Below are 16,735 nucleotides of genomic sequence, written 5' to 3'. Positions count from 1 at the left end.
CCGGTGTCGAGGTGGTCGCGGCCGATCACGACCGGCGCCTTCAGCTCGCCGTTCTTGACCATCTCGTTGAACGCCTGGCCGAGACGATAGCGATCCTTCACGCCCACCCAGCAGATACGCGCGGGCAGGCCCTGGAACGCGATGCGCTCGCGCGCCATGTCGAGCCAGTTGTGCAGGTGCGGATCGTCGGGGATCAGCTCCTTGACCTTGGCGTCCGTCTTGTAGATATCCTCAGGATCGCCCGAAAGCGCCACCCAGCGGAAGGGGCCCTTGCCCTCGCAGAACAGCGGACGGATATATGCCGGCACGAAGCCCGGGAAATCGAACGCGTTGTCCACGCCCATTTCGAGCGCCATCTGGCGGATGTTGTTGCCGTAGTCGAGCGTGGCCGCGCCGCGCTCCTGCAGCGTAAGCATCGCGCGCACCTGGTGGGCCATCGATTCCTTCGCGACCTTCACGATGCTTTCCGGCGCGACCTTCTGCGCTTCACGCCACTGCTCCACGGTCCAGCCCTGCGGCAGGTAACCGTTGATCGGGTCGTGCGCGCTCGTCTGGTCGGTCACGCAGTCGGGCGTGATGCCGCGCTTCACGAACTCGGCGAAGACATCGGCGGCGTTGCCGAGCAGGCCCACCGAAACCGGCTTGCCCGTGCGCTTCGCTTCCTCGATGATGGCCAGCGCCTCGTCGATGGTCTTCGCCTTGCGGTCCACGTAGCGCGTCTTCAGGCGGAAGTCGATGCGCGTCTCGTCGCATTCCACCGCGATCATCGAGAAACCCGCCATCGTCGCCGCGAGCGGCTGCGCGCCGCCCATGCCGCCGAGGCCGCCCGTGAGAATCCACCGGCCCTTCGGGTCGCCGTTGAAGTGCTGGTTCGCGACCGAATAGAACGTTTCGTACGTGCCCTGCACGATGCCCTGCGAGCCGATATAGATCCAGCTGCCCGCGGTCATCTGGCCGTACATCATCAGGCCCTTGCGGTCCAGTTCATGGAAATGCTCCCACGTGGCCCAGTGCGGCACGAGGTTCGAGTTCGCGAGCAGCACGCGCGGGGCGTCGGCATGGGTGCGGAACACGCCGACCGGCTTACCCGACTGGATCAGCAGCGTCTCGTCCTCGTTCAGGTCCTTGAGCGTCGCGAGGATCTGGTCGAAGCACTCCCAGTTGCGCGCCGCGCGGCCGATGCCGCCGTACACCACGAGCGCATGCGGATGCTCGGCGACTTCGGGGTCCAGATTATTCTGGAGCATCCGGTAGGCGGCTTCCGCCAGCCAGGTCTTGCAGACCTTCTCGCTGCCGCGCGGCGCGCGGATCGTGCGGGTCGGGTCGAGGCGCGGGTCGGTGAAGTTCGGTTGGTTCATTTGTTCGAGTCCGTCGAGTCTGGATAGCAAGCTGGAGGTGGAGGGCTGCGCCCGCGGAGATGCAATGAGCGCTGCAACGTGGGTTAAGTCTAACGCCGCCAAGTTGTATATACAACTCGTTTCAAAAAAACGTGGGTTAGTAGTTACCCTGACGAAACTCGCCGAGTTCGGCTTATCGGAGCGAAGAAACGGGCAGGCGAGCCGTGAAGCTTTGTCTAGACAAGATGTCTGCAAACAGCCCGACACAGTGCATGGTCTGTAGACGCGGCCAGACCGCCCACGCAAACGAAAGTGGCGGGCTTGATGCGGGCAGGGATCAAGAGGGACGGAGCGCTCGAGCGTCCGGGGGACTGCAGTTCAGCAAGTAAGCAGGAAGTGAGCGGCCTCGCCGCCCAGGCTCAAACGGTACCCGCCAGATGAAACCGCGAAGCCGGATGCCACAGGCGCACGGAAGTCGCCACGTGACGCCCCACCCACGTGCGCCGCAGCAACAGCAGGCAGGGCTCGCCGATTTCCATCTCCAGATACTGCCGCACGCGCGCATCGGGCTTCTGCGCGTAAATGCGGAATTCCGCGCGCTGGATCGGCGCGAGGCGCACCATGTAGTGATTCGGCGTTTCGACGGTGAAGTCCTGGGCGAGGTAGTCGGGGAACACCTCGGGGTTCACGTAGCGGTCCTCGTACTGGATCGGCTCGCCCTCTTCACTGTGCACGATGCGCGAGTGGAACACCGGCCCGGCGTCGAGTTCGAGCGCGGCGATCGCGTTCGGATCGTCGCTCGCCTCCAGCCCCAGCACACGCGCCGCATGCCGATGGCCGCGCGCCGCGATTTCGTCGGCGATATTGCGGATCTGCAGCACCGTCGATTCGTACTGGCGCGGCGCGACGTACGTGCCCGAGCCGCGCACCCGGTTCAGCACGCCTTCGGCCATCAGTTCTCGCAGCGCGCGCGACACCGTCATGCGCGCCACACCGAACTCTTTCACCAGTTCCGTTTCGGAAGGCACCACGTCGCCGGGCCGCAAGGCGCCGCTTTCGATCTGCGCGAGCACATGGCGCTTGATCTGCTCATAGGCGGGCAACGGGGCACTGCTGACCGTCTTCTTTTGCATGGTCTCGATCTTCGAATGAACGGGAGGTCGCCGCAGCGATGGCCGCCGGGCGCGGCGCGGGCTTGCAGCTTCAGGCGGCCACATTGTACCGCCCCTTAAAGCGGCTCCTTTTCCGGCTCCGCCACGAGCGCGGGCTGCCAGCGCGCGAGCACCACGCAGGCGCGCACGCCCCGCCCGTCCGCGCCCGGACTCAGGCTCACCGCGCCACGATGCGACTGCGCGATCTCGCGCACGATCGCAAGACCAAGGCCCGTGCCTTCGGTCCCGACGGCGGCGCGGAAGAAAGGCTCGAAAACGCGCGCCCGCGCTTCCGCGGGAATGCCGCGGCCGTCGTCGAGCACTTCGAGCGCGACCATCTCGCCGCTCGCCCGCACCGACACCGTGACGTGCCCGCCAGCCGGCGTGTAGCGCAGCGCGTTGTCCACGAGATTGCTGACCATCGCGCGCAACAGCTCGCGATGCCCCTGCACCACCGCCTCGCCCGCCTCGCGCGGCAACTCCGCGCCGAGATCGATGCCGCGCGTCTGCGCGAGCAGCGCGAGCGCCTCGACCACTTCGCGCGCGAGCTGCGCCATGTCGACGGGCGCGGCCGGCAATTGCGCGGGGTCGAGCGCCTCGGCCTGCGCGAGCAGCAGCAACTGGTTCGTGAGCGCGACCATCGAGCGGTTGCTCACGTGCATGGCCGCCAGCACTTCGTCGAGCGCGGGATCGACGGCTTTTTGCTGGCGCGCGTACTGCAACTGCGTGCCGAGCAGCGTGAGCGGCGTGCGCAGCTGGTGCGCGGCATCGGCGATGAAGCGGCGCTGCGCCGCCGTCTGTGCCGAAAGGCGCGCAATGCATTGATTGATGGCGTCCACGACGGGCCGCAGTTCGGCATGCAGCCCTTCGGCGCGTATGGGTTCGAGGTGCGAAGGATCGCGATCCGCCACGTCGTTCTTGAGCTTCATGAGCGGCCGCAGCTCGAACGTGAGACCGATGCAGGCGAGCGCCACGGCCAGCATCACCATGCCGATCTGGCGATAGAGCTGGGGACGCCAGAGCGCCTCCACCATCGCGTCGCGCGAGCGCTCGGTTTTGCCCACCGAGACGCGCACGCGCCAGACGTGGCCGTTGTCGTACATGGAGCGCACCACGCTCACGGCGCGCACAGCCTGGCCGCGCAGCCCGGCGTCGTACGCGACGGGCGAATCGACGGCGGGCGCCGAGGCCGCATGCGGAAAGTCGGGCATGCCCGCGAGCAGCGAGCCGCCCTCCACGTGCACGTTGTAGAACACCTGGTCCTGCTGCGGCGAGGCGAAGAGTTCGAGCGCCGCGGGCGGCACGTCGGCGCGCAACGCGCCATCGGCCCATTGCACGGAACCGGCGATCATGCGTGCTGACGACAGCAGCCCGCCGTCCTGCACCAGATCGGCAGTATGGCGCGCAGCGCGATACTCGGAGGTCGCCGTAAAACTCACGTAGAGCGCGAGCGGCACGAGCATCCACCAAAGCAGGCGAACGCGCAGGCTACCCGTCATGTCGGCACGCGCAAGTCGTCATAGCGTTTCATCCTTCCTGCGCAGCAAATAGCCCAGGCCGCGCAGTGTCACGATCACGGCCGAGCTGCCTTCGAGCTTCTTGCGCAGCCGCGACACGTAGATTTCGATGGCGTCCTCGCTGGGTTCGTCGGCGAGCGTGAAGATTGCGTCGACGAGCGCGGCCTTCGACACGGTCTGGCCGAGGCGCAGTGCCAGCGTTTCGAGCACCGTGCGCTCGCGCGGCGTGACGTTCAGCGGCGCGCCCTTCAGCGTGAACTGGCGCGTGTTGAGGTCGAACACGAGGTCCCCACAGCCGATTTCATTCGCGCGCGCGGGCGTTTGCCGGCGAATCAGCACCTTGATGCGCGCCACCAGTTCGCGCACCTCGAAGGGCTTGACGAGATAGTCGTCGGCGCCGGCGCCGAGCAGCTCCACCTTTTCGTCGATCGAGCCGCTTGCCGTAAGCACCATCACGGGTGTCGCGTCGCCGCGCTGGCGCAGCCGCCGCAGCACGTTCTTGCCCGAGAGCTTCGGCAAATTGAGGTCGAGCAGCACCACATCGTAGTGATTGGACCGCAGCAAATGGTCGGCGGCTTCGCCGTCCTGCACGGCGTCGAAGGCGAACGCCTGCTCCTCCAGCGTCTTGACGAGCCAGTGTGCAAGCGTCGGATTGTCTTCGATCAGCAGCAACTTCATGGGCGGGTACGGGCAAAGGCGAAGGCCGTTTCAGGGGAATCGATTGTGCCGTTGCCGGCGCATCGCCGCCCTGCGGGTTAACACGGACGATTTTGCACGGCGCCCGAAGGCTGGCAGAAGGCTTACGGTTTTTATAATCGGCTCCATCCACCAAAAAGCGCCGCATGCACGGCGCACCACCCTCAGGAGACTCCACGATGCCTACCTTGCGCCAGATCGCCGCCGTATCGAGTGTCGCGTTCGCCCTCGCCGCCGGTTCCACGGCTGCCCACGCGGAAAAGATCACGATCATGGTTGGCGGCGCAACCAAGATCATCTATCTCCCCGCCAAACTGACCGAGCAGCTCGGCTACTTCAAGGACGAAGGCCTCGACGTCGAACTGCAGTCGCAGCCGGCCGGCGTGGACGCGGAGAACGAACTGCTCGCGGGTGCGGTGCAAGGCGTGGTGGGCTTCTACGATCACACCATCGACCTGCAGAGCAAGGGCAAGGAAGTGCAAACGCTCGTGGTGTTCGGCCAGGTGCCCGGCGAAGTGGAAATGGTGTCGAACGCGGCAGCCGGCACGGTCAAGAGCATGGCCGACGTGAAGGGCAAGACGCTCGGCGTGACGGGCCTCGGCTCCTCCACGAGCTTCCTCACGCAGTACCTCGCACAGCGCTCGGGCGTGCCCTCCAACCAGTACACGCTGCTGCCGGTGGGCGCGGACAACACCTTCATCGCGGCGATCAAGCAGAACCGCATCGACGCGGGCATGACCACGGAACCCACCGTCTCGCGTCTGCTGCAAACCGGCGACGCCAAGGTGCTCGTCGACATGCGCACGCTCGAAGGCACGCGCGCTGCGCTCGGCGGCACCTACCCCGCTTCGAGCTTCTACGTGCAGCGCGCCTGGGCGCAGTCGCACAAGGAAGAAGCGACGAAGCTCGCGCACGCGTTCTCGCGCACGCTCAACTTCATCGCCACGCATAGCGCCGATGAAATCGCCGCGAAGATGCCGAAGGACTACTACGGCAACAGCCAGGATCTCTACGTGGCCGCGCTGAAGTCCTCGCTGCCGATGTTCACGAAGGACGGCCGCATGCCCGCCGACGGCCCGGATACGGTGCTCAAGGTGCTCTCGGCGTTCAATCCTTCGGTGAAGGGCAAGCACATCGACCTCGCGAAGACTTACTCGAACGACTATCTGCCGGCTCCGACCGCCACGGCGTCGAAGTAAAACGCAATCGGCCCCACGTTCAGCCCACTGAAATAATGACTTCCTCCCATTCCCAAGGCACGCCGGCCATCGAGCTGCGCAATGTTTCGTGCCGCTTCATTTCACCGGACGGCAAGGCGACGCTCGCCCTGCGCGACTTCAGCATGTCGGTCGCGCGCGGCGAGTTCGTCGCGATCGTCGGGCCCACGGGCTGCGGCAAGTCCACCACGCTCAGCATGATCACGGGCCTGCTCAAACCCACCACGGGCGAAGTGCGCGTGATGGGCGCGCCCGTGAACGGCATCGATCCGCGCATCGGCTTCGTGTTCCAGGCCGACGCGGTGTTCCCGTGGCGCTCGGTGCTCGACAACGTGGCGGCCGGTCCGCTCTATCGCGGCCGCTCGAAATCGGCCGCCTACGACGAAGCCAACGAATGGCTGCGCCGCGTGGGCCTCGCCAACTTCGGCAAGCACTATCCTCATCAGCTTTCGGGCGGCATGCGCAAGCGCGTGGCGCTTGCGCAGACGTTCATCAACAAGCCCGAAATCCTGCTGATGGACGAGCCGTTCTCGGCGCTCGACATGCAAACGCGCACGCTCATGCAGGACGAGCTGCTGCAGCTGTGGGGCGGCACGGGGTCGGTCGTATTCGTCACGCACGACCTCGAAGAAGCCATTGCGCTCGCCGACCGCGTGTTCGTGCTCACCGCGCGCCCGGCCACGCTCAAGAAGGTCTACGAAATCGATCTGCCGCGCCCGCGCGTGACGTCCGAAATCCGCTACGCGCCGCACTTCGTCGAACTGTCGCGCCAGATCTGGCACGACCTGCGCGAAGAAGTGCAGATCGCCTAACACCGGAGCCGTTCACTATGTCCACCCCGCAACAAACCCTGCCGCAAGGCCTCGATGCCGCCTCGCTCGACGCCGTCGAGCGCGCTGCGCAAAAGCGCATTCGTCAGCGCAATCTGCTCGTCATTTCGCTGCGTATTCTCGTGCTCGTCGTCGTGCTCGGCGGCTGGGAACTCGCCGCGCGCCTCAAATGGATCGACCCGTTCTTCTTCTCGATGCCCACGGCCATCTTTGATCAGATCATCGACTGGTTCGTGAACGGCACCTCGCAAGGGCCGCTGCTCACGCAGGTCTGGGTCACGCTGGAAGAGACGGGCCTTGGCTTCATCATCGGCTCGGTGGCCGGCGTGTTCTGCGGCATCGTGCTTGGCCGCAACAAGCTGCTCTCCGACGTATTCAGCCTCTACATCAAGATCGCCAACTCGATTCCGCGCGTGGTGCTCGGCTCGGTGTTCGTGATCGCGCTGGGGCTCGGGATGGCGTCGAAAGTGGCGCTCGCCGTGGTGATGGTGTTCTTCGTCGTGTTCGCCAATGCGTTCCAGGGCGTGCGCGAAGCGGACCGCTACATGATCGCCAATGCGCAGATTCTCGGCGCGTCGCGCCGCCAGGTGACGACCTCGGTCGTGATTCCCTCAGCGCTTTCGTGGATTCTCGCGAGCCTGCACGTGAGCTTCGGCTTCGCGCTGGTCGGCGCCGTGGTGGGTGAATTCCTGGGTTCGAAGCAAGGCATCGGTTTGCTGATCTCGACGGCGCAGGGCGCGTTCAACGCAAGCGGCGTGTTCGCCGCGATGATCGTGCTCGCCGTAGTCGCGCTGGCCGCCGACTATGTGCTCACCGCGCTCGAGCATCGTTTGCTCAAGTGGCGGCCCACGCCTTCGAACTGATTCAGTCAGCTTCCCCTGTCCGGACCGCGTAAGACGCGAGAGCTTGCCTGGTCCGTGATCCGCGGCGCACTGCCAGTGCGCCGCGTTTTTTTTGGGCCTGCCAAACGCTACTTGGGCTGCGCAACGGTACGCAGATACGGCTTGAGCGTCTTGAAGCCCTGCGGATACTTCTGCCTGGCCGCATCGTCGGAAACCGAAGTCGGGATGATGACGTCGTCGCCCGGCTTCCAGTTCACCGGCGTCGCCACCGAATGCTTCGCCGTGAGCTGCAGCGAATCGAGCAGGCGCAGCACCTCGTCGAAATTGCGGCCCGAACTCATCGGGTAGACAAACATCGCCTTCACTTTCTTGTCCGGCCCGATGAGAAACACCGCGCGTATCGTGGCGTTGTCGGCCGCCGTGCGCGGGCTGGCGCCGCTCGCGTTCGGGTGGATCATGTCGTAGAGCTTCGCGACGTGCAGATCCGGGTCGCCGATCATCGGGTAATTGACGGCGCTCCCCTGCGTTTCCTCGATGTCCTTCGCCCACCTCGCATGGTCGTCCACCGGGTCGATGCTCAGACCGATGATCTTCGTGTTGCGCTTGTCGAACTCCGGCTTGAGCTTCGCCATATAGCCGAGTTCCGTCGTACAAACGGGCGTGAAGTCTTTCGGATGCGAAAACAGAATGGCCCATTGGTCGCCGATCCATTCATGGAAACGGATCTTGCCTTCGGTGGTCTCCGCGGTGAAATCGGGTGCATCTTCTCCAAGACGAATCGTCATCTTCTGTCTCCTGAATGCAGTGATTTACAGCTCGTGAGGTGATCGTGAGGGGTCTGCGTGCGCGCGAAAGTGCCTCCCGCTTTTGCATTTTAGATAGTCTCCGTGACGCTTATGAAAATCTTTGCTATTTCATTAACATTACATACGCCATACATTTAGCCATCATTTAGCGCTAAAAACCTGCATCGGCGCGCTATCGCAGCCTTGACATCCACTTGGCATGAAGCGAATAATGCGTCGTTCGATAATCGAAACCGTGTTCGAGTTACGAACACGAGAACAACAATAACGGGCTGGTCGTCTTGCCGTGCAAATACCCGCGTGCAAGGCGTGATATGAACCCGCTGCGCCGGGGCGGCATCGCCTCTCGCTGATGGAGGAGCCGCACCTGCCTCCCCGCCCCTACGCGCCTGGCCCCGCCAGCCGCACGGTGCCGGGACTACCCGCAAGCAACGCCTCCTGTCCGCTCCGGCCAGCCAGTAGCGACACGCTACGAACTAGCGCAAAGAGCATGAAAAGAGACCTCCAGACTGAAACGCGCGATTCCCGCCAGGGTGTCGTCGCCGCCCTCGTGTATGTTTTCGAGCGGGTCATGCCCGACCCCTTCGTTCTGTCCATCTGCCTCACCTTCTTTGTCGCCGTGCTCGCGCTCGTCATCGCGCCGCACGGCAATCTCCCCACGCTGCTCAGCGCCTGGTACGAAGGTACGTTCGGCATTCTCGGCTTCGCGCTGCAGATGATCCTGATCCTCGCCACGGGCTACGCCATTGCCGAAGCGCCCGTGATCCAGCGCGTCCTGCGCGCGCTCGCGGCCAGGGCGCAAACGCCGGCGCGCGCCGCGCTGCTGGTGTTTCCGGTGGTGGCCATCGCCGCGTGGCTGAACTGGGGCCTGGGCCTGATCGTGGGCGCGCTGCTCTCGCGTGAAATCGCGAAGCGCGTGAACGTGGATTTCGCGTGGCTCGTAGCCGGCAGCTATTCGGCATGGTCGATCTGCAATAGCGGGCTCTCCAGCTCGATCGCCCTCTCGCAGGCCTCGCACGGCAACGCGCTCAATCTCGTGGAAAAGGCGACCGGCCACGTGATTCCGCTCAGCCAGACCGTCTTCGCGCCGTTCGTCTTCATTCCCACCGTGCTCGTGGTGGTCGTGATGACGTTCATCTTCATCCGCATGCATCCGAAGCCCGAGCACGTGGCGCCGTTCAGCGAGGCGGCCGAAGCCGAAGCGAACGACGCCGGCGCCAGCGACGACCCGCACGCGCGCGTCGGCAACGGCACGCCTTCGTTCGCGTCGCGCCTCGAGCAGTCGATGCTCGGCACGCTGCTGCTGATCGTGCTCGGCGCAGGTTATCTGGCGATGGAATGGAGCGAAAAAGGTTTCGATCTCGACATCAACACGACGATCCTGATCTTCCTGCTGATCGGCCTCGCACTGCAGCGCACGCCTATCGCCTACGCGAACGCCATTCGCCGCGCCGCGCGCCAGACCGGCTCCATGCTGCTGCAGTACCCCGTGTACGGCGGCATCATGGGCGTAATGAAGGGCACCGGCCTCGCCTCGATGATCGCCAAGGCCTTCGTCACGATCGCCACGCCGTTTTCGCTGCCGCTCTGGAGCTATCTGAGCTCGCTCATCATCACGCTGCTCGTACCGAGCGCGGGCGGCCACTGGGCCGTGCAAGGGCCGTTCGTGCTGCCCGCCGCGCTGAGCCTGCACGCCTCGGTGCCGCGCACTGCCATGGGCGTGGCGATGGCCGAAAACGTCTCGAACATGCTGCAGCCGTTCTGGGCCGTGCCGATCGTCGCGATCGCGGGCATTCGCATCCAGCGCGTAATGGGCTATACCGCCGTGACGTTCGCCGTGTCGCTCGTGATCTACGCCGTGGCGCTCTGGCTCGTGCCCTGAGCGTCGAGCGGTTCCGCCGCGAAGGAAGGCGCTGCGCCGGCCGCTTTACAGCGGTTCGGCAGCGCCTTTTTTCATGCGGCGCGCGTGAGCCGCGCTGGCCTCGCGGCGCGCAAAGATCGGCGACAATGGGCAAGCCCGGACGGCGGCACGCCGCCCCGAATCGATCTGCGATCCGAACCAGGAGACTGCCATGACCGCCAGCGCGCCGCCTACCCCACCCTCATCGTCTTCGTCAGGCTCCGGCGAAGACGGCGGCGAGCTCGATCCGCGTTTCGTCGAGTTCGCGCGCCAGGTATTCGACACCGCGCGCCGCGGCGAATCCAACACGCTCGCCACGCTCATCGAACAGGGCCTGCCGCCGAATCTGCGCAACGAAAAAGGCGACAGCCTCGTGATGCTCGCGAGCTATCACGGCCACGCCGCCGCCGTGCGCACGCTCGTGCAGCACGGCGCCGACCCCAACCTGCGCAACGACAACGGGCAAACGCCGATCGCGGGCGCGGCCTTCAAGGGCTTTGCCGACGTGATCAGCGCCCTGCTGGAAAACGGCGCCGACGTGGAAGGCGCCTCTCCCGACGGCCGCACGGCGCTGATGATCGCCGCCATGTTCAACCGCTCCGATATCGTCGACCTGCTGCTCGCGCGCGGCGCGAACCCGGCGGCGCACGACGCCGCGGGCAACACCGCGCTCGACGTGGCGAACGCGATGGGCGCGGTGGCCACGGCCACCCTGCTCGCCGGGAAAGCCGGCGGCAAAAGCGCGTGAAAAGAACGCGTGAATCATGGGGCGCGATGGGCAGGCACGCGAAACGCTGCAAAGCGCATAACGGCACGCAGCGCCCTGGTGTCACTCCTGGTTTGCATACAACGCGCCGCCAGGCGACGCTATCCATGTAACACCCGTGCGTGCAGCGCCAGTGCGGGGCAGGCGATTTTCCACGAGCCGTGATATCGTTTTGTCATCGGATTCGAAGTCTGCACGCACCCGTCAATCGAACTCTGTTACTTTCGCGAGCGTCGCCATGAGTGATGTACGCCACCATCTGAGTCCGCGCGATCGCGTGGAGCTGCTCTGCTGGCTCACCTGCGGGAGCCTCGGGGCCTACTATCTCAACGAATCCTGGCCCAATGCGGCCTTTCACGTCCAGGCGGCGCACAAGTGGCTCGACCGTCACGCGCGCGAGGCCGACTGGCTCGCGATCGCGCGCCTCGCCGCCATGGCGCAGGATATCGCGCAGCAGCACGCGTGGTTCGTGGACGCGGTCTGGGCGCGCGACGCCGTCGAGGAAATTCTCGACACCGACGACCTGAACTACCAGGCCAAGCTCGTCCTGCAAGTGCTCAAGGACTGCGAACGAGCGCTCGCCGACCGTCGCCCCGCCGACTAGGGATCAAACCGGAACTCCATAAGCGGGGTTCCCCACACAGGCCACGCGTTTCTCCATCAAATGATGGACGCGTGGTGGTTATCCTCAGAACATACTCCCGCTTGCAGCGTCGGCCCTTTCCCCTTCGCCGGCCGCTCGCCCACGCGGGAGAACCCAAATGACTCGCCCCCTCGCCCCGATATTCGCCGCCGCGCTCTTCGCGTTGGCGTCGGCGAGCCCCGCTGCGCTCGCGCAAACCGGCGGCCACGCAACCGCCGTCAACGCCGCCCGACCCATCCAGCTGCAAAAAGTCGCGAAGCCGGCGCCCAAAGCCCCGCAAACCGCCAAAGCCACCAAGCCCGCTCCGCAATCGCTGCGCTGGCTGATGTCTGAATCTCCATGAAACGAACCGGCGCGCCCGCGCCAGGTTCGCGCTTCGCCACCCCGCCTCGAAGCGCAGCCGTCGCGGCTCAGGACTGCGACGGTTTCGCGCTGTCTGCCGCCGGCGGCGGCGCTGCCGGCGTCCAGCCATAACCGAGCGCCTTGTACAGGCTCACGATCTGCGCGAGTTCCTGGTCCTGCAGCGACGACTGCTGCAACTGCGCGTTGAAGAGACTGCGCTCGGCGTCGAGCACCTCCAGATAGCTCGTATAGCCGCCTTCATACAGATCGCGCGCGACTGACGTGTATTCCGTGAGCGCGGCCACCTGGCGCGTCGTCGAATCCAGTTGATCGCGTGTGCGCGCGACGCCCACGAGCGCATTTTCGACATCGGCGAACGCCTGCTGGATCGTCTGCTCGTAAGTGAAAAGCGCTTCCTGCTGCACGGCTTCGGCCTGATGCACGCCACCCGCGATCGCACCGCCCTCGAAAATCGGCTGCGTGACCGCGCCCGCGAATGACCAAACGCGCGCGGGGCCAGTCCAGAGCCCCGAAAGCGCCGTGCTCGCGGCGCCGAACAGTCCCGTGAGCGAAATCTGCGGAAAATACAACGCACGCGCTGCGCCGATCGATGCATTCGCCGAAATGAGCGTTTGTTCGGCCTGCAGAATATCGGGCCGGCGCTCCAGCAGCGTCGACGGCAGGCCGGCGGGAATGGCGGGCGCCGTGAGCTCGGTGATCGACTTGCCGCGCGCAATCGGCCCCGGATTCTGCCCCAGCAGCAGCGAGATGGCGTCTTCCTGCGTTGCGATCTGCTGCTGGATCGAGTACACGGAGGTCTGCGCCGATTGGTACTCCGACTGCGCCTGGCTCACCTGCAACCGCGAAACGACACCGCCCGCATAGCGCTCGTTGAAGAGATCGAGCGCACCCTTGCGGCTTTCGAGCGTGTCCTGCGCGATGACGAGCTGATTGTCGAAGTCGCGCAGTTGCAGATACGACGTGGCCACGTTCGCGATGATGGCGATGCGCGTGGCCTGCTGCGCAGACTGCGTACTCAGATAATCGGCGCGCGCGGCTTCGGTGAGCCTGCGCAAGTGGCCGAATAAATCGAGTTCCCAGGATACCGTGCCGTTCAGCTCCACCTGGTTGCCGACCACAGGCGGGAAGCCGGGCGCCGGCACGCCACGGCTACGCGACGCACCGAAGTTCGCCGAAACCTGCGGGAACAGGCCCGCGCGCGTCACGACGTAGCGTCCGTAGAACTCCTCGACGCGTGCCGCAGCAATCCGCAGATCCTTATTCTGCGTAAGCGCCCTGGCGACGAGGTCGTTGAGCACCGGGTCGTTGAACTGCGTCCACCAGTCGAGCGTCGTATCGACGGCTTCCGCCTGCGGCGAGGCGTATCGAAACGTCGACGGCGTCTCGACCGCCGGACGATGATAGTCGGGCCCGACCGCGCAGGCGCCAAGCCAAGCCGTCGCGATGGCGAGCCCAAGCGGACGCAGCGCGCGATTCTTCAAATTCGAACGGGTCTTCATCGCTCAGCCCTCCTGCGAAGGCGGCGCTACGGGCGGCGTGCCGGGATGCGGCGCGGCGTTCGCTTTCTTGCGCGACGAGAGCGTTTCGAGTCCCCAGAAGAACATCGGAATGAAGAAGAGCGCGATCACTGTGGCGCCGAGCATGCCCGCGATCACGCCGGTGCCGAGCGAGCGCCGGCTCGCGGCCGATGCGCCGCTGGCGATGGCGAGCGGCACGCATCCGAGGATGAACGCGAGCGAAGTCATGATGATCGGCCGCAGACGCAGCTTGGCGGCGTGCAGCGCGGCGGCGTACGGCGACATGTTCTCTTTCTCGCGCATTTCAACGGCGAACTCGAAGATCAGGATGGCGTTCTTCGCCGCGAGCGCGATCAGCACCGTCAAGCCGATCTGGAAGTACACGTCGTTCTCCATGCCGCGCAACAAGATGCCCACTAATGCCCCGAAGATCGCGAACGGCACGGCCAGCAGCACGCCGACCGGCAGCGACCACTTCTCGTACTGCGCCGCGAGAATGAGGAACACCATCAGCAGTGCGAAGCCGAACACGAGCGCGGCCGTCGAGCCGGCCTTCTTCTCTTCGTACGCCTGGCCGCTCCATTCAAAGCTGTAGCCTTCGCCCAGCACTTCGTTGGCAATCTGCTCCATCGCCGCGATCGCCTCGCCCGAGCTGTGGCCCGGCGCCGCGTCGCCGGTGATCTTCGCCGCCGGAAAGTTGTTGAAGCGGTTGACGATGTCAGGCCCAGGCACGAAACGCGATGTCGTCACGGCCTTGATCGGCACCATGTCGTTGTTGCGGTTGCGCACATAGAGCTGCTGGATATCGTCCGGGCTCAAGCGGTATTGCGGCTCGGCCTGGATGATCACCTGGAACAGACGACTGCCCTTCGGGAACTGGCTCACGTACAAGGAACCGAACATCGTCTGGAGTGCAGAATAGATGTCCTGAACCGGAACGCCGAGCGTTTCCGCCCGCTCCCGATCCACTTCCACGAGCAACTGGCGCGAATTCGTGTTGATGGTCGAATTCACGCCGCGCAGCGCCGGATTCTGGCGTGCCTTCGCAATCACCTGGCGCACCTTTTCCTCGAGCTGCTGATAGCTGCCGTCGCCGGTGCTCTGCAGCCAGAACTCGAAGCCGCCCGTCGTTCCGAGGCCCGGAATCGACGGTGGATTGAGCGGTACGACCACGCCGTCCTTGAAGGTGGAGAACGCCTTGGTGGCATCGCGGATCAAGTCCTGCGCCGTGCCGTTTTCGCCGCGATCCTTGAAGCCCTTGAGCGTCACGAACAGCGTGCCCGCGTTCGACTTGTACTGCGAGTCGATCAGGCTGTAGCCGATCGGCGCCGCCACCGAACTCACGGCAGGCTGTTTCGCGAACCAGTCCTCCGCCTTTTTCGACAGGTCGCCGGTGCGGTCCAGACTCGCCGCGTCGGGCATCACGACGGCGCCGAACAGATAGCCCTGATCCTCCACGGGCAGGAACGACGATGGAATATGTTTGAACAGGCCGACGGTCGCGATCAGCATCACGACGATCAGGCCGATGGAGAGGATCACGCGGCGTATCGCCGTCTGCACCCAGCTGCCATAGCCCTCGGTCAGGCGCTCGAACTTCTCGTTGAACCAGCGGAAAAAGCGGTTCTTCTTGTGCTCGCCCGGCTTGAGCAGGATGGCCGCGAGCGCGGGCGATAGCGTGAGCGCGACGATACCCGAAAGCACCACCGAGACCGCGATCGTCACCGCGAACTGCTTGTAGAGCTGCCCCGTGATGCCCGAGAGGAACGCCACCGGTATGAACACCGCGAGCAGCACCAGCACGATCGCCACCACCGGGCCGCTCACTTCGTCCATCGCGCGCTTGGCCGCTTCCTTTGGAGGCAGCTTGAATTCGGTCATGTTGCGCTCGACGTTTTCGATCACCACGATCGCGTCGTCCACCACGATGCCGATGGCCAGCACCATGCCGAACAACGTGAGCATGTTGATCGAGAAGCCGAACGCCTCCATGCCGATGAACGCGCCGATGATCGACACGGGCACCGCGAGCAGCGGCACGAGCGTCGCCCGGAAACTTTGCAGGAAGATGTACACCACGATGATCACGAGAATCACCGCATCGCGCAGCGTATGGACCACCTCGTTGATGGATTCATGCACGAACTCGGTCGTATCGAGCGCGATTTCATACTTGAGGCCAGGCGGAAAGCTCTTGTTCAGCAGTTCGAGTGTCTGACGCACCTGCTTGGCCACCTGAAGCGCATTCGCGCCCGGCTGCTGATACACGGCGAGCAGTGTGGCCGTCTTGCCGTTGTAGCGGCCGCGCAGCGAATAGTCCTTGGCGCCCAGATCCGCGTGGCCGATGTCCTTGAGGCGCACGATCGCCGCATCGCCCGATGCCGCGCGCAGGATGATGTTGTCGAAATCGGCGGGCTCCGTGAGGCGGCCCTTCGTCGTCACCGGGAAGGTCTGGTTCACCGGTTTGCTGGTCGGCGCCTGGCCAAGGCGCCCCGCAGAGAACTGCTGGTTCTGCTGCGCAATCGCGTTCTGCACGTCCGCCACGGTAATGCCGAGCTTGGCCATGCGGTCCGGCTTGAGCCACACGCGCATCGCATAATCAGCAGAACCGAAGATCGACGCCTGGTTCGCGCCCGGAATACGCTTGAGCGCGTCGAGCACGTAGACGTTCGCGTAGTTCGCCACATAAGACGCATCGTAGGCGTTATCGGGCGAATAGATCGCGATCACCATCATGAACGCCGACGAGCGCTTCTGCACCGACACGCCTTGCGCGGTCACCGAGTCGGGCAGGAAAGGCAGCGCGAGGTTCACGCGGTTTTGCACGTCCACCTGGGCGAGCGACGGATCGGTGCCGATATTGAAGTACACCGTGAGCGTCATGTTGCCCGTCGAGGAACTCGACGAGTTCATGTACATCATGTTGTCCGCGCCGTTCACCTGCTGTTCGATCGGCGCGGCCACGTTCTGCGCGACGATATCGGCGCTCGCGCCCGGATACGTGGCGCTCACCGTGATGGTAGGCGGCGCGATGTCGGGAAACTGCGCGATCGGCAGGTTGAACATCGACACCAGACCGGCGACGACGAGCACGATCGAGAGGACCGACGCGAAAATAGGCCGGTCAATAAAGAAGTGGGAGAACTTCAT

At 64.8% G+C, this 16,735-nt stretch carries 14 protein-coding genes; 7 read left to right on the top strand and 7 right to left on the bottom strand.

What is annotated here, in order from left to right; translation table 11 throughout:
- The 4 genes from hutU to AB4Y36_RS28545 all read right to left on the bottom strand — a co-directional run.
- Positions 1-1,358, bottom strand: a 1,358-nt coding sequence (gene hutU, locus AB4Y36_RS28560; protein WP_368684763.1) for a urocanate hydratase, incomplete at its 3' end; no start/stop codon positions are given.
- A 398-nt stretch (positions 1,359-1,756) separates the two neighbouring features.
- The gene (gene hutC / locus AB4Y36_RS28555) at positions 1,757-2,470 is read right to left on the bottom strand and encodes a histidine utilization repressor (RefSeq protein ID WP_069269295.1); all 714 of its coding nucleotides are present in this window, start codon (positions 2,468-2,470) and stop codon (positions 1,757-1,759) included.
- Positions 2,471-2,565: 95 nt separating this feature from the next.
- The gene (locus tag AB4Y36_RS28550; protein WP_069269296.1) at positions 2,566-3,987 is read right to left on the bottom strand and encodes a sensor histidine kinase; all 1,422 of its coding nucleotides are present in this window, start codon (positions 3,985-3,987) and stop codon (positions 2,566-2,568) included.
- An 18-nt stretch (positions 3,988-4,005) separates the two neighbouring features.
- On the bottom strand, positions 4,006-4,683 hold the full coding sequence (locus tag AB4Y36_RS28545) for a response regulator (protein WP_069269297.1): 678 nt from the start codon (positions 4,681-4,683) through the stop codon (positions 4,006-4,008).
- Positions 4,684-4,880: 197 nt separating this feature from the next.
- Between AB4Y36_RS28545 and AB4Y36_RS28540 the strand changes: the two genes are divergently transcribed.
- From AB4Y36_RS28540 to AB4Y36_RS28530, 3 genes are read left to right on the top strand one after another with little or no spacing between them, the layout of a single operon-like run.
- Complete coding sequence (locus tag AB4Y36_RS28540; protein WP_069269298.1) at positions 4,881-5,900, top strand: ABC transporter substrate-binding protein; 1,020 nt, start codon at positions 4,881-4,883, stop codon at positions 5,898-5,900.
- Positions 5,901-5,935: 35 nt separating this feature from the next.
- On the top strand, positions 5,936-6,730 hold the full coding sequence (locus AB4Y36_RS28535; RefSeq protein ID WP_368684762.1) for an ABC transporter ATP-binding protein: 795 nt from the start codon (positions 5,936-5,938) through the stop codon (positions 6,728-6,730).
- Between the two features lie 17 nt (positions 6,731-6,747).
- The gene (locus tag AB4Y36_RS28530) at positions 6,748-7,611 is read left to right on the top strand and encodes an ABC transporter permease (RefSeq protein WP_069269300.1); all 864 of its coding nucleotides are present in this window, start codon (positions 6,748-6,750) and stop codon (positions 7,609-7,611) included.
- Positions 7,612-7,718: 107 nt separating this feature from the next.
- Here the strand turns inward: AB4Y36_RS28530 and AB4Y36_RS28525 are convergent, their stop codons facing one another.
- Positions 7,719-8,375 carry a peroxiredoxin gene (locus AB4Y36_RS28525; RefSeq protein WP_069269301.1) on the bottom strand — a complete coding sequence of 219 codons (657 nt, stop codon included), beginning with the start codon at positions 8,373-8,375 and terminating at the stop codon, positions 7,719-7,721.
- 511 nt (positions 8,376-8,886) lie between these two features.
- Here AB4Y36_RS28525 and AB4Y36_RS28520 point away from each other — a divergent pair.
- From AB4Y36_RS28520 to AB4Y36_RS28505, 4 genes are all read left to right on the top strand, one after another.
- Positions 8,887-10,278 carry a short-chain fatty acid transporter gene (locus AB4Y36_RS28520; protein WP_368684761.1) on the top strand — a complete coding sequence of 464 codons (1,392 nt, stop codon included), beginning with the start codon at positions 8,887-8,889 and terminating at the stop codon, positions 10,276-10,278.
- 190 nt (positions 10,279-10,468) lie between these two features.
- Positions 10,469-11,044, top strand: coding sequence for an ankyrin repeat domain-containing protein (locus AB4Y36_RS28515; RefSeq protein ID WP_069269303.1), 576 nt, complete (start codon positions 10,469-10,471; stop codon positions 11,042-11,044).
- A 256-nt stretch (positions 11,045-11,300) separates the two neighbouring features.
- Positions 11,301-11,666, top strand: coding sequence for a hypothetical protein (locus AB4Y36_RS28510; protein WP_028205078.1), 366 nt, complete (start codon positions 11,301-11,303; stop codon positions 11,664-11,666).
- 157 nt (positions 11,667-11,823) lie between these two features.
- Entirely contained in the window at positions 11,824-12,048 is a 225-nt protein-coding gene (locus AB4Y36_RS28505) for a hypothetical protein (protein ID WP_069269304.1), read from the top strand.
- 67 nt (positions 12,049-12,115) lie between these two features.
- On the opposite strand, the gene AB4Y36_RS28500 is transcribed toward AB4Y36_RS28505, so the two are convergent.
- Positions 12,116-13,567 carry an efflux transporter outer membrane subunit gene (locus AB4Y36_RS28500; RefSeq protein WP_368684760.1) on the bottom strand — a complete coding sequence of 484 codons (1,452 nt, stop codon included), beginning with the start codon at positions 13,565-13,567 and terminating at the stop codon, positions 12,116-12,118.
- Between the two features lie 3 nt (positions 13,568-13,570).
- A complete protein-coding gene (locus AB4Y36_RS28495) occupies positions 13,571-16,735 on the bottom strand; it encodes an efflux RND transporter permease subunit (protein ID WP_368684759.1) in 3,165 nt (1,054 codons plus the stop codon).

The organism is Paraburkholderia sp. BR10936, from assembly GCF_040965735.1.
Lineage (GTDB): Bacteria > Pseudomonadota > Gammaproteobacteria > Burkholderiales > Burkholderiaceae > Paraburkholderia > Paraburkholderia nodosa_A.
This window is presented reverse-complemented; position numbering and strand designations above follow the sequence as displayed.

Excerpts from the sequence above, each read along its gene's own strand:
- hutC (WP_069269295.1), bottom strand. The coding sequence starts at position 2,470 with ATGCAAAAGAAGACGGTCAGCAGTGCCCCGTTGCCCGCCTATGAGCAG.
- AB4Y36_RS28550 (WP_069269296.1), bottom strand. The coding sequence starts at position 3,987 with ATGACGGGTAGCCTGCGCGTTCGCCTGCTTTGGTGGATGCTCGTGCCG.
- AB4Y36_RS28545 (WP_069269297.1), bottom strand. The coding sequence starts at position 4,683 with ATGAAGTTGCTGCTGATCGAAGACAATCCGACGCTTGCACACTGGCTC.
- AB4Y36_RS28540 (WP_069269298.1), top strand. The coding sequence starts at position 4,881 with ATGCCTACCTTGCGCCAGATCGCCGCCGTATCGAGTGTCGCGTTCGCC.
- AB4Y36_RS28535 (WP_368684762.1), top strand. The coding sequence starts at position 5,936 with ATGACTTCCTCCCATTCCCAAGGCACGCCGGCCATCGAGCTGCGCAAT.
- AB4Y36_RS28530 (WP_069269300.1), top strand. The coding sequence starts at position 6,748 with ATGTCCACCCCGCAACAAACCCTGCCGCAAGGCCTCGATGCCGCCTCG.
- AB4Y36_RS28525 (WP_069269301.1), bottom strand. The coding sequence starts at position 8,375 with ATGACGATTCGTCTTGGAGAAGATGCACCCGATTTCACCGCGGAGACC.
- AB4Y36_RS28520 (WP_368684761.1), top strand. The coding sequence starts at position 8,887 with ATGAAAAGAGACCTCCAGACTGAAACGCGCGATTCCCGCCAGGGTGTC.
- AB4Y36_RS28515 (WP_069269303.1), top strand. The coding sequence starts at position 10,469 with ATGACCGCCAGCGCGCCGCCTACCCCACCCTCATCGTCTTCGTCAGGC.
- AB4Y36_RS28510 (WP_028205078.1), top strand. The coding sequence starts at position 11,301 with ATGAGTGATGTACGCCACCATCTGAGTCCGCGCGATCGCGTGGAGCTG.
- AB4Y36_RS28505 (WP_069269304.1), top strand. The coding sequence starts at position 11,824 with ATGACTCGCCCCCTCGCCCCGATATTCGCCGCCGCGCTCTTCGCGTTG.
- AB4Y36_RS28500 (WP_368684760.1), bottom strand. The coding sequence starts at position 13,567 with ATGAAGACCCGTTCGAATTTGAAGAATCGCGCGCTGCGTCCGCTTGGG.
- AB4Y36_RS28495 (WP_368684759.1), bottom strand. The coding sequence starts at position 16,735 with ATGAAGTTCTCCCACTTCTTTATTGACCGGCCTATTTTCGCGTCGGTC.